Source organism: Streptococcus sp. 477, from assembly GCF_013277295.1.
In the GTDB taxonomy this organism is placed as follows: Bacteria; Bacillota; Bacilli; order Lactobacillales; family Streptococcaceae; genus Streptococcus; species Streptococcus pseudopneumoniae.
The window spans coordinates 1-15792 of record NZ_VMMQ01000064.1 but is presented as its reverse complement, the minus strand read 5'-3'; the positions used below and the strand labels follow the sequence as shown (position 1 = coordinate 15792).

Annotated in this window: 14 protein-coding genes and 1 pseudogene; 6 read left to right on the top strand and 9 right to left on the bottom strand. The window is 42.3% G+C overall.

The features are described 5' to 3' along the window. The coding region (locus HT691_RS07735; RefSeq protein ID WP_172925321.1) for an HAD-IC family P-type ATPase at positions 1 to 1233 on the bottom strand (1233 nt) is incomplete at its 3' end. A 132-nt stretch (positions 1234 to 1365) separates the two neighbouring features. Here HT691_RS07735 and HT691_RS07730 point away from each other — a divergent pair. After that, positions 1366 to 2115: a 1-acyl-sn-glycerol-3-phosphate acyltransferase gene (locus tag HT691_RS07730; protein ID WP_054393198.1), complete on the top strand. Its 750-nt coding sequence runs from the start codon at positions 1366 to 1368 to the stop codon at positions 2113 to 2115. Positions 2116 to 2407: 292 nt separating this feature from the next. Here the strand turns inward: HT691_RS07730 and HT691_RS07725 are convergent, their stop codons facing one another. Together HT691_RS07725 and rpsO are read right to left on the bottom strand one after the other, a co-directional pair. Beyond that, entirely contained in the window at positions 2408 to 3022 is a 615-nt protein-coding gene (locus tag HT691_RS07725) for a CadD family cadmium resistance transporter (RefSeq protein WP_054393199.1), read from the bottom strand. Between the two features lie 815 nt (positions 3023 to 3837). Beyond that, on the bottom strand, positions 3838 to 4107 hold the full coding sequence (gene rpsO / locus HT691_RS07720; protein ID WP_001018251.1) for a 30S ribosomal protein S15: 270 nt from the start codon (positions 4105 to 4107) through the stop codon (positions 3838 to 3840). A 205-nt stretch (positions 4108 to 4312) separates the two neighbouring features. Between rpsO and HT691_RS11355 the strand changes: the two are divergent. Together HT691_RS11355 and thrS are read left to right on the top strand one after the other, a co-directional pair. After that, positions 4313 to 4672 (top strand): annotated as a pseudogene (locus tag HT691_RS11355) (hypothetical protein). 321 nt (positions 4673 to 4993) lie between these two features. After that, positions 4994 to 6937, top strand: coding sequence for a threonine--tRNA ligase (gene thrS / locus HT691_RS07715; protein ID WP_138706084.1), 1944 nt, complete (start codon positions 4994 to 4996; stop codon positions 6935 to 6937). Between the two features lie 46 nt (positions 6938 to 6983). On the opposite strand, the gene HT691_RS07710 is transcribed toward thrS, so the two are convergent. Together HT691_RS07710 and HT691_RS07705 are read right to left on the bottom strand one after the other, a co-directional pair. Further along, complete coding sequence (locus HT691_RS07710) at positions 6984 to 7958, bottom strand: sensor histidine kinase (RefSeq protein ID WP_023934095.1); 975 nt, start codon at positions 7956 to 7958, stop codon at positions 6984 to 6986. Beyond that, positions 7951 to 8628, bottom strand: coding sequence for a response regulator transcription factor (locus HT691_RS07705; RefSeq protein ID WP_000548991.1), 678 nt, complete (start codon positions 8626 to 8628; stop codon positions 7951 to 7953). Before HT691_RS07705 ends, HT691_RS07710 begins: the two co-directional genes overlap by 8 nt. A gap of 155 nt (positions 8629 to 8783) precedes the next feature. Here HT691_RS07705 and HT691_RS07700 point away from each other — a divergent pair, with 155 nt between their 5' ends. Then, positions 8784 to 9857 carry a DUF2974 domain-containing protein gene (locus HT691_RS07700; protein ID WP_138706085.1) on the top strand — a complete coding sequence of 358 codons (1074 nt, stop codon included), beginning with the start codon at positions 8784 to 8786 and terminating at the stop codon, positions 9855 to 9857. Between the two features lie 207 nt (positions 9858 to 10064). Here HT691_RS07700 and HT691_RS07695 read toward each other — a convergent pair whose 3' ends face one another. Together HT691_RS07695 and HT691_RS07690 are read right to left on the bottom strand one after the other, a co-directional pair. Beyond that, a complete protein-coding gene (locus HT691_RS07695) occupies positions 10065 to 10502 on the bottom strand; it encodes an Rrf2 family transcriptional regulator (protein ID WP_001166796.1) in 438 nt (145 codons plus the stop codon). Between the two features lie 75 nt (positions 10503 to 10577). Beyond that, complete coding sequence (locus tag HT691_RS07690) at positions 10578 to 11420, bottom strand: metallophosphoesterase family protein (protein ID WP_023933229.1); 843 nt, start codon at positions 11418 to 11420, stop codon at positions 10578 to 10580. 111 nt (positions 11421 to 11531) lie between these two features. On the opposite strand from HT691_RS07690, the gene HT691_RS07685 reads away from it, so the two are divergent. Further along, complete coding sequence (locus HT691_RS07685) at positions 11532 to 12182, top strand: metal-dependent transcriptional regulator (RefSeq protein ID WP_023933227.1); 651 nt, start codon at positions 11532 to 11534, stop codon at positions 12180 to 12182. 164 nt (positions 12183 to 12346) lie between these two features. Next, positions 12347 to 12766 (top strand): hypothetical protein, encoded by a 420-nt coding sequence (locus HT691_RS07680; protein WP_023933225.1) that lies wholly within the window; start codon positions 12347 to 12349, stop codon positions 12764 to 12766. Between the two features lie 31 nt (positions 12767 to 12797). On the opposite strand, the gene dtd is transcribed toward HT691_RS07680, so the two are convergent. Both dtd and HT691_RS07670 read right to left on the bottom strand, forming a co-directional pair. Beyond that, the gene (gene dtd / locus HT691_RS07675) at positions 12798 to 13241 is read right to left on the bottom strand and encodes a D-aminoacyl-tRNA deacylase (protein ID WP_023933223.1); all 444 of its coding nucleotides are present in this window, start codon (positions 13239 to 13241) and stop codon (positions 12798 to 12800) included. Between the two features lie 29 nt (positions 13242 to 13270). Further along, entirely contained in the window at positions 13271 to 15493 is a 2223-nt protein-coding gene (locus HT691_RS07670; protein ID WP_001123816.1) for a bifunctional (p)ppGpp synthetase/guanosine-3',5'-bis(diphosphate) 3'-pyrophosphohydrolase, read from the bottom strand. Between the last annotated feature and the right edge of the window lie 299 nt (positions 15494 to 15792).

The window sequence follows — 15792 nt, the reverse complement described above, 5'->3', positions numbered from 1 at the left end:
TTTGATTTTAGGATAGTATGAACCTCTCTCCAAGGCCTCTCTGGCTTCTGGGACTTCAGAGTCCAGCAACATCTCAGGTGCCCCTAAGAAAACTGTCCCCAAACATTCTAACTCCATGGCTCCCCACTTGCGGTCGCTGGAGAAGGGAAGCTTGGAAATCATAGGATAAGTAACTTCTCCCACAAAACGCTGTCGAATGGCTTGGGCAGTTGGATTCTTATCCTCACTATGAGCCATATAGCTGGCCAAGATGCTAGCAAGCGCTGACTCTCCATACTCTTCGGTCAAAGGAAGAACAGCCTCCACCTGCATCTTTCCTTGAGTGATGGTACCCGTCTTGTCCAGACAGAGCATATCCACGCGCGCCAAGGTCTCAACAGAGTACATCTCCTGCACCAAGACCTTTTTCAAGCCCAGCTTAATCACTGCAGCCAAGAGCGAAGTAATGGTCAAAAGGGCAATTCCCTTGGGCAACATTCCCAGAAGTGCTGTCGACGAGTTTACAACGGAAGACTTGAGAGGCAGGCCTTTTAAAAGCAAGGCTTCTAGCAAGAGAGCTAGACCAAAAGGAATGATAATCTTCCCAGTAAAACCAGCTAGCTTGTCCAGCGATTTCATGATACGAGAGTTGATGGGTTTAACGGTCTTGGCTTCCAGCATGAGTTTGGCAGCATAGTTCTCAGATCCAACATGGTGAACTTGAGCTGAAACTGCCCCACTGGCTAAGAAACTTCCTGACAAAAGCAAGGCATCCACTTCCTTTTGTACCAAATCACTTTCCCCCGTCAACATGGCTTCATTGACTTCCGCAAAGCCTTCCAAAACTAAGGCATCACTGGGAATCTGCTCTCCAGCAGACAGACGAATGACATCTCCTAACACCAATTCTTCAGGATTCAGAGCCACTTCTTGGCCATCACGAATAGTCTTGACCTTTTCCTTGGTCATGAGATTGAGCCTGTCCACCATGTGTTTGGCCCGTAGCTCGGTCACAATTCCAGAAAAAGCGTTAAAGCAGATAACAGCAAAGAAGACCAGATTGCTCCAAGCCTGCACAAAGGCAAGGGCCAAAGCAATGGCAAAGTTCAAAGCGTTAAAAAGGGTAAAGACATTTCGTTTGATGATTTGCCAAGTGCTGGTACTGGCCGAAGCAGTAAAATCATTGACCAAGCCCTTAGTCTGTCTTTCCTTGACTTCTCTTTGGGTTAATCCCATAATCTTATTTTTATCCATAAATTCTATCATATCATTTTTTCTAAAAGAATTCTAATCTCATCCCAAATATGCATCTAGTCAAGGGAAAAGTTTGCCAGCCCTCCTTTGATAAGGTATAATAATAACAAGAAAACAATCGAAGGAGATCGCATGTTTTATACTTATTTGCGTGGATTAGTTGTATTGCTCTTATGGTCCATCAATGGCAATGCCCACTATCATAATACTGATAAAATTCCTAATCAAGATGAAAATTATATTTTGGTTGCGCCTCACCGCACTTGGTGGGATCCAGTTTATATGGCCTTTGCGACCAAGCCAAAACAGTTTATCTTTATGGCAAAAAAAGAACTCTTTACCAACCGTATCTTTGGCTGGTGGATTCGTATGTGTGGCGCCTTTCCTATCGACCGTGAAAATCCTAGCGCCTCAGCCATCAAATACCCTATCAATGTTCTCAAAAAAAGTGACCGCTCTCTCATCATGTTTCCAAGTGGGAGCCGTCACTCAAACGATGTCAAGGGGGGCGTAGCTCTGATTGCCAAAATGGCCAAGGTCCGTATCATGCCGGTTACCTACACCGGTCCCATGACTTTGAAGGGCTTGATTAGCCGTGAACGTGTCGATATGAACTTTGGAAATCCAATCGATATCTCAGATATCAAGAAAATGAATGATGAAGGCATTGAAACAGTCGCCAATCGTATTCAAACAGAATTCCAACGTCTGGACGAAGAAACGAAACAATGGCACAATGATAAAAAACCAAATCCACTCTGGTGGTTTATCCGCATTCCTGCCCTCATCCTTGCTATTATCCTCGCTATCCTAACCATCATCTTTAGCTTTATCGCAAGCTTCATCTGGAACCCAGATAAGAAAAGAGAAGAACTTGCATAGAAGAAATGAACCTTGGCCAAACAGCTAAGGTTTTCATTTATATAGTAGATTGAAACTAGAATAGTACACCTCTACTTCTAAAACATTTTTAGAAATCGATTTGACTGTCCTGATCGATTTGTCCTATTCTTATTTCATTTTACTATATTTATAAGAATCTCCTAATCAAATCAAAAGCCACTCTACAATAGAGTAACGTTAAGATTTGTCCATTTATACTCAATGAAAAAGCCCTCTGAAAATCAGAGAGCTGATTTGAGCTCGGGCTAAAATCCTAGTGAAACAAAAAAATCTACACGATCAGAAAAGTCTCTATCGTGCCATTTTCATACATGATGTATAGTCCAAGTAGAATGAATACTAAGGGCACAATGATTCGCTCGTATTTTTCAATTGTCTCGAATAGTAACGGAATAGAGGATAACACCCGACTAATCTCGCAAAAGATAATTATGCCGATTACAAGCACAAGCAAGGCCACGAGGGTCTGTGACCAATCTAACGAAGCAAAATAAGGTATATAGATACCTAAATTATCTCCGCCAGACGCAATTGTCAGCAATGTAACTGTCCAAAACAGTTGATTTGCCTTGCTTTGTTCTAATCTTTCAATAATTTCTTCCTCTTCTTCTTCCGCATCTTCTCCAACAATTGCAAAGCGAATCCCTAAATAGATAGGGATTAAACCAAGCAATCCAACCATCCATTCTTCAGGCACGAAATTAACGACATAAGCAGCAACTAAACTCGCCCCTACAAGTAAGCCTGTGCCTAGATATTGCCCCGCATAAATATGCCATTTCTGTTTATTCTGTGATAGCTGTGCAAATAAAATAATTAAAATAATTAAATAATCGATACTGGTGGAAATATAAACACCAATAGCAGATATGATTGTCTGTCCCATAAAAAAAACCTCCTGTATTAGTCAGTAATAAATCAGCAGATTTTAGGAGAGCACAGACACATTAATTTAGCTATCGCTAGTGGGTAATGTCGAACGTAGGAAAGCATTTTACTCCTCCTCAAAACGTAGTTACAAAGTAATTTCTAACTGGAATTCAGTGACTACTTCCATGTAAAGTATAACATACTATACTTTACTTCGTAAAGTGTGGGCTCTCCGAGGGGGCTTGCAGACACCTACTCGACTTTTCAAGCCGAGTAGCTGCGCACCTTTATGGTGTAATTAGCTGATACCATTTGAGGTTTTTGTAGTCTCCAAAATTGTGACCGATAAAACCTCAATAAAAAAGCCCTCTGAAGTCAGAGAGCTGATTTGAGCCCGGGCTAAAATCTTAGTGGAAAAGATGAAACTCCTTGTGTTCATCGAACACTGTGTCATTTCCCTATTTTCATACGGATTTTTGACACCCTTAGCATCATGATTCTTGCTAGATAAACCGTTTATAGGCTAGGCGACGAGGCGAAGATTGTACGAAACTTTCAGTGAAACAAAAAAAATCTCCCCGAAGGGAGAAAAGCTAGTTTATTTTACCTTACAGTGTTAGGAACCGTAACCGAAGATTATACTTGAGTATAGCGAGGTAAGGTGACAACGCAAAAAAGCTACCCAATTTAGAGTAGCTTTATTATCAAGATATGCTCAATTGAACACGGCCTAAGCACTTGGCAAAAAAGATAAAATCTCCTAGAAACTGAAGTTTCTTCGTCAATTTTCCTATTTTTGCTTTGTGCTTTTGACGGCCTTTGTATCTTGAATTAGCGACGAAGTCCTAGAGAGTTGATCAACTCACGGTAACGGTTAACGTCGTTTTTACGCAAGTATGCAAGCAAGTTACGACGGCGACCGATTTTTTTCATCAGTCCACGGTAAGTAGCGTGGTCTTTTTTGTGTTGTTTGATGTGTTCGTTAAGGTGGTTGATTTCCCAAGTAAGGACAGCAACTTGAACCTCTACTGAACCTGTATCACCTTCGTGACGTGCATATTGTGCAATGATTTCATTTTTTTTCTCTTTTGAGATTGCCATGATGTTTCTCCTTTTTATTTGGCTTCATCCGAGTGACAGGTTGGCATGCCTGTAACCAAGAAGAAGTTATTTGTCTTTACGACAATCCCTATTCTACCAATAACTAACTTCTTTGTCAACAGATTTACTTTCTTGTTTTAAACATGCTATAATAATCATAGCAAGAGATTTAAGTTGTCTGTTTTTTTAAAACGAGCTGATTATCATGCCTAGATTCTATTCCCATCTCCCCCACTATCTGGTCATCTTTTTCTTTTATTGGCCTCTTTATGAATTATTTTCACTGCTCTCATCCGGTCCCAATCTGCTAGGACTCATCTTCTAAATATCTTTATCTTTTCTCCGTTAGTAACCTTCATCGTTTCTCTTCTTTACGGTTACCGCTTCCCTTTTTCCCTTTTGACATTGGATTGCTCTTTTGCTTTACTATCATTTCTTTCCACGATTTTAGCATTGTCTACTTTTTAGCCTATGAAACCTTTGCTCTGGTCGGCATGGCTTCCGGTATTGGTATCAAGCATATTCTGCAAAAATAAAAAACAAAAAACTTTCACAAAATCCTTGAAAAATCTCACAATCATGCTATAATAATCCATAGAGACAAGTCACTTAGTCCCTTTCTACTAGAGAGTGCGTGGTTGCTGGAAACGCATAGAAAGCCTAAACTGATACTACTCTTGAGTTTTTATGAAAACATAAAACGGTGGCCACGTTAGAGCCAATCAGAGGTGTCCCTCTCTTTTGAGGAACATAAATGAAGGTGGAACCACGTTGCGACGTCCTTTCGAGGATGTCGCTTTTTATTTTTCTAGCTTTCACAGTCCTCTGTCCCTGTTTTCAGAATAGGGTTAACACATTCGTCAATAATATAAGTAAGGAGAACATCATGATTAACATTACTTTCCCAGATGGCGCTGTTCGTGAATTCGAATCTGGCGTTACAACTTTTGAAATTGCCCAATCGATCAGCAATTCCCTAGCTAAAAAGGCCTTGGCTGGTAAATTCAACGGCAAGCTCATCGACACTACTCGTGCTATCACTGAAGATGGAAGCATCGAAATCGTGACACCTGATCACGAAGATGCCCTTCCAATCTTGCGTCACTCAGCTGCTCACTTGTTCGCCCAAGCAGCTCGTCGTCTTTTCCCAGACATTCACTTGGGAGTTGGTCCAGCCATCGAAGATGGTTTCTACTACGATACTGACAACACAGCTGGTCAAATCTCTAACGAAGACCTTCCTCGTATCGAAGAAGAAATGCAAAAAATCGTCAAAGAAAACTTCCCATCAATTCGTGAAGAAGTGACTAAAGACGAAGCACGTGAAATCTTCAAAAATGATCCTTACAAGTTGGAATTGATTGAAGAACACTCAGAAGACGAAGGTGGTTTGACTATCTATCGTCAGGGTGAATATGTAGACCTTTGCCGTGGCCCTCACGTCCCATCAACAGGCCGTATCCAAATCTTCCACCTTCTCCATGTAGCAGGTGCTTACTGGCGTGGAAATAGCGACAACGCTATGATGCAACGTATCTACGGTACAGCTTGGTTTGACAAGAAAGACTTGAAAAACTACCTTCAAATGCGTGAAGAAGCTAAGGAACGTGACCACCGTAAACTTGGTAAAGAGCTTGACCTCTTTATGATTTCACAAGAAGTTGGTCAAGGACTTCCATTCTGGTTGCCAAATGGTGCGACTATTCGTCGTGAGTTGGAACGCTACATCGTTGACAAAGAGTTGGCTTCTGGCTACCAACACGTTTATACTCCACCACTTGCTTCTGTTGAACTTTACAAGACTTCTGGTCACTGGGATCATTACCAAGAAGACATATTCCCAACTATGGACATGGGTGACGGGGAAGAATTTGTCCTTCGTCCAATGAACTGCCCGCACCACATCCAAGTCTTCAAACACCATGTTCACTCTTACCGTGAGTTGCCAATCCGTATTGCTGAAATCGGTATGATGCACCGCTACGAAAAATCTGGTGCCCTCACTGGTCTTCAACGTGTGCGTGAAATGTCTCTCAACGACGGTCACCTTTTCGTTACTCCAGAACAAATCCAAGAAGAATTCCAACGTGCCCTTCAGTTGATTATCGATGTTTATGAAGACTTCAACTTGACTGACTACCGCTTCCGTCTCTCTCTTCGCGACCCTCAAGATACTCACAAGTACTTTGACAACGATGAGATGTGGGAAAATGCCCAAACCATGCTTCGTGCAGCTCTTGATGAAATGGGCGTGGACTACTTTGAAGCCGAAGGCGAAGCAGCCTTCTACGGACCAAAATTGGATATTCAAGTTAAGACCGCTCTTGGAAAAGAAGAAACTCTTTCTACTATCCAACTTGACTTCTTGCTTCCAGAACGCTTCGACCTCAAATACATCGGAGCTGATGGTGAAGAGCACCGTCCAGTGATGATCCACCGTGGGGTTATCTCAACTATGGAACGCTTCACAGCTATCTTGATTGAGAACTACAAGGGGGCCTTCCCAACATGGCTGGCACCACACCAAGTAACCCTCATCCCAGTATCTAACGAAAAACACGTGGACTACGCTTGGGAAGTAGCCAAGAAACTCCGTGACCGCGGTGTCCGTGCAGACGTAGATGAGCGCAATGAAAAAATGCAGTTCAAGATCCGTGCTTCACAAACCAGCAAGATTCCTTACCAATTAATTGTTGGAGACAAAGAAATGGAAGACGAAACAGTCAACGTTCGTCGCTATGGCCAAAAAGAAACACAAACTGTCTCAGTTGATGATTTTGTTGGAGCTATCCTAGCTGATATAGCCAACAAATCACGCGTTGAGAAATAAGAACCTAGCATAAAAGCCTCCAGTCCGGAGGCTTTTTCGTCTATTCTCACTCAAGGACTAGATTCACTTGAGCAAACTGAATCCGCGCTATCGTTCCTTTTCCGACCTCAGACTCGATACGAATCTGGTGACCCAGTTCTTCAGAAATTTTCTTAGATAGGTAAAGTCCAAGTCCAGATGACTGCTGGGTTAGGCGGCCATTATATCCTGAAAATCCACGTTCAAAGACTCGGAGGACATCACTGTTTTTTATCCCGATTCCCGTATCCTTGATACAAAGCTCTTGCCCCTTCATATAAATCTCCAGACCACCTTCCTTGGTGTACTTGAGACTGTTTGAAATGATTTGTTCAATAACCACTAGTAGCCACTTTTTATCCGTCACGATTTCTTTATCAAGGTCATGTAGATTGACATTTAGGCCTTTTTGAATAAAGAAAAGAGCATATTTACGAATTATTTCCTTAACCAGCTCCTCAATTTGAACCTGCTTTAAGACCAAATCATCATGAAAACTTTCTAAACGCAGGTACTGTAAAACTAGATTGGTATAGGAGTCAATCTTGAAAATTTCCTGTTCTAATTGCTGCTTTAATTGGCGGTCAGCTACTTCTGCAACTAAGAGTTGACTGGCTGCAATGGGGGTCTTAATCTGATGGGCCCACAAGGTATAGTAATCCAGCAAATCCGTCAGTTTTCTTTCTGAATCTGATCTCTGCTGATAAAGTTCCATCTCACGCGCTTCTAATTTTTCTGCTAAGGCTCTTTCCAAAGGAGACTGAGCTTCCCTCTCCCCATAGAGAATTTCCTGACGATAGACCTGCATTTCTACCAATATGTCCCAAGTGAAAAATAAGATGGTTACAAAGCAACACAAGAGGAAAAAGTAGAGAAAGTAAATTCCCAAGCTGGCAAATAAAAACTGAAAGAGTAAGAGCAGAAACGTCAAAGAAATCAGATAGACAAACAGACGACTACGGGAACGCAGATAGGCTAGAAAAAATTGTTTCCAATCAAGCATGCTTCAGTCCGTACCCTATCCCTTTCTTGGTCTCGATAAATCCTACCAAGCCCTGCTCTTCCAACTTTTTACGCAATCGAGCCACATTGACAGAGAGCGTATTATCATCAATAAAAAAGTCGCTGTTCCAAAGTTCCCGCATGAGGTCGTCACGCGCTACAATATTGCCCGCATGCTCAAATAAAACGCGTAAAATCTGGAATTCGTTCTTGGTCAAATTCAAGACTTGCCCTTGATAATGTAAATCCATTGATTTGGTATTGAGGATAACACCGGCATATTCCAGTAAACTCTCGTCACGCCCAAACTCATAGGAACGACGCAACAAGCCCTGAACCTTGGCTAAAAGAACCTGCTGGTCAAAAGGCTTGGTCACAAAGTCATCCGCCCCCATATTGATTGCCATGACAATATCCATAGCCTGGTCTCTCGAAGACAGAAACATGATGGGGACCTTGGAAATCTTGCGAATCTCCTGACACCAGTGATAGCCATTAAACAAGGGCAAGCCAATATCCATAAGGACCAGATGAGGTTCCGATTGGACAAAAAGGCTCAAAACTTCCATAAAGTCTTCTACCAGAACCACTTCAAATCCCCATTCAGAGAGCATTTTTCCGACTTGTTGACGAATGACCTGATCATCTTCTACTAGTAAAATCTTGTGCATACGCTCCTCCTTTTCTATTATTATAACAGATTTTTCCATGCTCGAAGGTCTGAAACTGAATTTGAAAGAGCTTGTTTTTAGCCAGTACAAACAGGTAATGCTACTAGCTAATTTGGGAGAAATTTGATAAGATAAATAAAAAGAAAGGAGCTCTTATGGCCAATATTTTTGATTATCTGAAAGATGTCGCACACGATTCCTTTTACGACCTACCTTTGAATGAGTTAGACATTCTAGCCTTAACAGAAATCACCTACCTCTCCTTTGATAATCTGGTCTCCACAGCTCCTCAGCGACTTTTAGAACTGGCTCCTCAGGTTCCAAGAGAATCTAACATGTTGACCAGCAAAAATCGCCTCCAGCTATTAGATGAACTAGCTCAACACAAACGTTTCAAAAATTGCAAACTCTCCCATTTTATCAACGACATCGACCCTGAGCTGCAAAAGCAGTTTGCAGCTATGACCTACCGCCTCACTCTCGATACCTATCTGATTGTCTTTCGTGGGACAGATGACAGTATCATTGGCTGGAAGGAAGATTTCCACCTGACCTATATGAAGGAAATTCCCGCTCAAAAGCACGCCCTATGCTATTTAGAGAACTTTTTTGTCCACCACCCTAGGAAAAAAGTCATTCTAGCTGGGCATTCCAAGGGAGGAAATCTAGCTATCTATGCTGCTAGCCAAATTGAGCAAAGTTTGCAAAATCAGATCACAGCAGTTTATACATTTGATGCACTTGGTCTCCATCAAGAATTGACACAAACCGAGGGCTATCAAAGGCTAATGGATAGAACCAAGGTCTTCATCCCACAAGGTTCCATTATCGGTATGTTGCTGGAAATCCCTAACCAGCAAATCATCGTGCACAGTACTGCCTTGGGTGGTATCGCCCAGCACGATACCTTTAGTTGGCAGATTGAGAACAAGCACTTCGTCCAGCTGGATAAGACCAACAGTGATAGCCAACAAGTCGACACAACCTTCAAAGAATGGGTGGCCACAGTCCCTGACGAGGAACTTCAACTTTACTTCGACCTCTTCTTTGGCACTATTCTTGATGCTGGCATCACCTCTATCAATGACCTGTCTTCCTTCAAGGCTATCGAACACATTCATCATCTCTTCGTCCAAGCGCAATCCCTCACTCCAGAAGAAAGAGAAACCATGGGACGCCTTACCCAGTTATTGATTGATACCCGTTACCAAGCTTGGAAGAATAGATAAAAAGCTTATGAAAAGGTAATACTCTTCGAAAATCTCTTCAAACCACGTCAGCGTCGCCTTACCGTATATATGTGACTGACTTTGTCAGTCTTATCTACAACCTCAAAGCGGTGCTTTGAGCAACCTGCGGCTAGCTTCCTAGTTTGCTTTTTGATTTTCATTGAGTATAAAAACCTTCTCATAAGCTTTTTTATTTTAAAGAAGAATTCACTCCTTCATCTGACTCTCTGCATCAGCCACAACTTGCTCTAAACTAGTCTGACCAAGCTCTGCCTCCATGGCCAGCTGGATTCTCTCCAATTTTTGATCCAAAACATCATGAATATGGGCTCCAACTGGACAATTTGGATTTGGATTGTCATGGAAACTGAAGAGTTGACCAGTCTTACCAAGACACTCAACCGCTTGATAAACATCTAAAAGACTAATATCCTTGAGATCCTTGACAATCTCTGTTCCCCCTGTTCCACGCGCAACTGAAATCAGCTCTGCCTTCTTCAACTGGGACAAGGTTTTTCTGATAATGACAGGATTGACCCCGACACTAGCAGCCAGAAAATCACTGGTCACCTTGCTTTCCTTCCCCTTGAGGGCAATGATTATCAGCATATGAGTCGCAATGGTAAATCTACTTGGAATTTGCATGCTCTTCTCCTTTTTACGAGGCTACCCTGCCTCTACTCTTCTTTTTCTTTTATTATACCCTTTTTAGTTGTAATGTCAATCGTTACCACCTTTTAACCAGTCGTCTAACTCCCGATCGTAGCCCTCTTTCTGGGCCAATTCTCTCAGAAATTTCTGATGATGAGTATGGTGGATCCCATTGACCAGACTTTCATAGTAAACCTCAAAATAGGGAAGTTTAAGATCTTTAGCCAACTGCAATTCAGCTGCCACATCGTAGTCTACCCGTCGGAAGTTCATATCTACCAAGCCCTTGTCATCAAACTCCAAAATCATATACTGGGCCCGCAAGTCCTTCCGCAACTGAGCATCTAGAAAGAAAGGCTGCCCAATCGAACCCGGATTAACAATCAATTGCCCACCAGTACCGTAACGAAGCAACTGCTGGTGAATATGACCATAAACAGCAATATCACAAGGTGGATTGGTCACCAAGCGGTCAAAATCCTCTTGCGCTCCAGTATGAATCAACTCACGCCCCCAATTCTTATCAGGTAGATGATGGCTAATTCCCACCGTCAAAGCCCCAAACTGACGATGAAGCTGGAGTGGTTGATTGTGGAGCAATTCGATTTCTTCTAGGGAAATTTCCTCTAAAACATATTGGCACTGGCGCAAGAGATAGCGTTGACTGGGACGAGTACTATCCAATTCCTTGCGGACACCATGCCAAAGACTGTCTTCCCAGTTTCCCAAAACTCTAGCTGTAATCGGTAGTTGAGCCAACAAGTCCAAAATCCTTCTACGCCCTGTCCCTGGCATGAGAATGTCTCCCAAAAGCCAGTATTCATCCACTCCTAGCTGCCGAGTATCTGCCAAAACAGCCTCCAAGGCTGTAGTATTTCCATGAATATCTGAAAGAAGAGCTATTTTTGTCATATTCATCTCCTCGTTTTTTCTCTTGCAATAAGTATAACATAAAAAGTCACAGCTAGAGAAATCTAGCTTTTTTTGATATACTAGATAAAGATATTAGACAAGAGGAAACGAATGACCCCGAATAAAGAAGATTATCTAAAGTGTATTTATGAAATTGGCATAGACCTGCATAAAATTACTAACAAGGAAATTGCGGCTCGTATGCAAGTCTCTCCCCCTGCCGTAACTGAAATGATTAAACGGATGAAGAGCGAAAATCTCATCCTCAAGGACAAGGAATGTGGCTATCTACTGACGGACCTTGGGCTCAAACTGGTCTCAGAGCTCTACCGTAAGCATCGCTTGATTGAAGTTTTTCTAGTCCATCATTTAGACTATACGAGTGACCAGATTCACGAGGAAGCTGAGGTATTGGAACATACTGTCTCTGACCTATTCGTGGAGAGACTAGAAAAATTGCTTGGATTCCCCAAAACCTGCCCTCACGGAGGAACTATTCCTGCCAAGGGAGAACTCCTAGTTGAAATCAATAACCTCCCACTAGCTGACATCAAGGAAGCTGGCGCCTACCGCTTGACTCGGGTGCACGATAGTTTTGACATTCTCAGTTATCTGGACAAGCACTCACTTCACATCGGTGATCCTCTCCAAGTCAAGCAGTTTGATGGCTTCAGCAATACTTTCACTATCCTCAGTAAAGAAGAGGATTTACAAGTAGGTATGGACATTGCCAAACAACTCTATGTCGAGAAAATCAACTAATTTCTCAAGTACCCCAACCAACCCTGAAAGTTTGATTTTCAGGGTTTTCTTATCTATTTTTTATATCAAAAACGATAGTAAGCGCTTCCATAATCCAACTAAATATTGTATAATAATTATATAAACTATTCCGTCACTAACAGATGAAAAAAGGAGGGCTTATCATGAAAAAAATCATCTTCATCAAAACCATTGAGCTCCTTGTCATTGATGGAATCATGCTGGCATTTTTGACATTTAAAGAGGGACTTACTTGGGATTGGATTTTGATTTACAGTGGTTGGCTCATTTTCTTTCATCCTGTGCTGTTTACCTATCTTTCTAACCAGCTTTGTGACCACTTTAGTCAACTCTATTCCCAGATTAGACCGAGATTCTGGTCTTTTGCCTTACAAATTCTCCTATGGGATATCCTGATGATTCTCTCCTTGATATGTTTAAGTGGTACCCCACTTTTCCTTCAGGGGACTCTCCTCATCCTAGGACATCTCATCCCTTCCTATCGCACCTGCCAAATCCTGAAACAAGACTTTCCCCAAGCCTATCAAGCACCGATTTCTTTTGGAGTATTTTATGATAGATGAGAAAAACCAAGCCGGCTGGGCTTGATCTTTCTTATCTATTTTTAGTATCTAGGATAATGGTAACTGGCCCATCATTGACCAGCTCAACCTGCATATCCGCTCCAAAGATACCTGTATGAACAGGCACTTCTTGCGCTAGTTTTTGGTTGAAAACATCATAGAAGTCTGATGCCATATCAGGTTTGGCTGCTTCTGTAAAGGCTGGACGATTGCCTTTCTTGGTATCCGCAAAGAGGGTAAACTGGGAAATAGAAAGGATTTCTCCTTCAATATCTTTGACAGATAGGTTCATCCTGCCTTCTGCATCTGAAAAAATCCGCATATTGACCAGTTTTCTCACAGCATAGTCCAAATCTTCCTCTTGGTCCTCTGGTCCAACACCAACCAGCAATAAGAGCCCCTGATTGATTTTTCCCTGAACCTGACCTTCGATACTGACTTGGGCTTTTTTAACACGTTGGATAATGATTTTCATAATAGCCTTTCTAGTAAGAACTCAGACAATTAACCGTTGGTTCGTTTGACAGAGTAAACTTCTGGCACACTCTTAATCTTGTCCACAACCGTAGTCAGCGTCGAGAGGTTGGTAATGCCAAAGGACACATGGATATTGGCAAATTTCATATCCTTGGTTGGTTGGGCATTGACTGTTGAAATATTCTTGGTTGTGTTTGAGAGAACTTGCAGTACATCGTTCAACAATCCTGTACGGTTGAGGCCATAAATATCAATATGAGCCATATACTCTTTATTTGAGCTAGAGTACTGACCTTCCCACTCCACATCAAGGAGACGTTGCTCGTAGTTTTCTTGGGCGCGCAGGTTCATACAGTCCACACGGTGAATAGCCACACCACGACCCTTGGTAATGTAGCCGACAATATCATCACCAGGCACGGGGTTACAACACTTGGCAATCCGCACTAGGAGACCAGAAGCACCTTCAATGACCACACCACCTTCATGCTTGACCTTGAGGGTTTCTTTATTTTCAACCTTGACCTCGCCACCTTTGACAAGTTCTTCTGCCTCAGCCTTGGCCTTGGCACGTTCTTCTTCACGACGTTCCTTTTCAGTCAGACGATTAAAGACAGTAATAGCACCGATTTCCCCAAAACCAATGGCCGCAAAGAGGGAGTCTTCTGTCTTGTAGCTGGTCTTTTGCAGGACTTGGTCCATATGACGCTTGTCCATAAATTTATTGGCCACATAACCATTTTCTTGGAACTGGGTCATCAACATTTCACGACCCTTATTAACAGATAATTCCTTATCTTGGTTTTTAAAAAACTGACGAATCTTGTTGCGCGCCTTGCTGGTCTTGACCATATTGAGCCAGTCGCGGCTAGGTCCAAAGGAGTTGGGGTTGGTGACAATTTCAACCTGATCCCCTGTTTTGAGCTTGGTTGTCAGTGGAACCATACGGCCGTTGACCTTGGCACCAGTCGCTTTTTCACCGACTTTAGTATGGATTTCATAAGCAAAGTCAATAGGTCCTGAATCTTTTGGAAGAGAACGGACAGCTCCATCTGGTGTAAAGACGTAAATCTCCTCAGCCAGATAGTTTTCCTTAACAGAGTCCACAAATTCCTTGGCATCATCAGCCTGATCTTGAAGCTCCATCATCTCCTTGATCCAGTTCATCCCAATAGCAGACTCCTTACTGTTAACCTGCCCCTTAACGCCTTTCTTATAAGCCCAGTGAGCCGCAACCCCGTACTCAGCCACCTCGTGCATGGCCTTGGTCCGAATTTGGAATTCAATCGGTCCTTTTGGCCCATAGACAGTCGTATGGATAGACTGGTAACCATTTGCCTTGCGGTTAGCGATGTAGTCCTTAAAGCGACCAGGCATGGGTTTCCAAAGTTCATGCACATAACCAAGCATGGCATAAACATCACTTTGGGTATCCAAAATACAACGAATGGCAATCAGGTCATAGATTTCCTCAAACCGTTTTCTCTTGTCCTGCATTTTGCGGAAAATTGAGTAAATATGCTTGGGACGACCATAAATCTTCCCTTTCAAGTGACGATCTATCGTATACTCCTCTAATTTTGTGACTACCTCATCCACCAAGGCTTCACGCTCTCTGCGCTTTTCCTTCATCATATTGGTAATCTTGTAAAACTCTGTCGGGTTGAGATAACGGAAAGACAGGTCTTCCAATTCCCATTTGACACTGGAAATCCCCAAACGGTGAGCAAGTGGGGCATAGATTTCCATAGTTTCTTTGGAAATGCGCTCCTGCTTGTCTTTTCGAAGATGTTTCAGGGTTCGCATATTGTGCAAGCGGTCAGACAGTTTGACCAAGATAACGCGGATGTCCTCAGACATGGCCATGAGCATCTTGCGATGATTTTCAGCCAACTGCTCTTCGTGAGACTTGTACTCGACCTTGCCAAGCTTGGTGACTCCGTCAACAATCACGCGCACATCGGGACCAAACTCTCTTTCCAAATCGTCCAAGGTCGCATCTGTATCTTCCACCACATCATGCAAAAAACCACAAGCTACCGTTACAGCATCCAGCTTGAGTTTGGCTAGAATACCTGCCACTTGAATAGGGTGAATGATATAAGGCTCGCCTGATTTGCGGTATTGACCACTATGACAATCCACCGCATAGACCAAGGCCTTATGGACAAAATGGACATCCTCTTCCGTTAAATATTTTTTGGTTAAAGCGACAACTTCTTCGCCTGTTAAATTCACTTCTTTTGGCATCTCTACTCTCCAATTCTTCCTACCATTTTATCACTTTTTTAAGAATATGAAAACTAGATTGGAACAGAATAAGAAAAAAATAATTCAGAATTGCTTAATAATTCTGAATTATTGGTCCATAATATACTACGAAGTTAGATTTTAAACTTAGGTGATAGAAGGAGAGATAGAAGAACGGAAACCATATTGTAACCCAAAGACTTTTTGACTTCCCCAATTTCCCTGAAGATACGAAAGATAAACGTATCACATACACTGGTACCTTGACTGGATTTTGGAATTAATACTCAATGAAAATC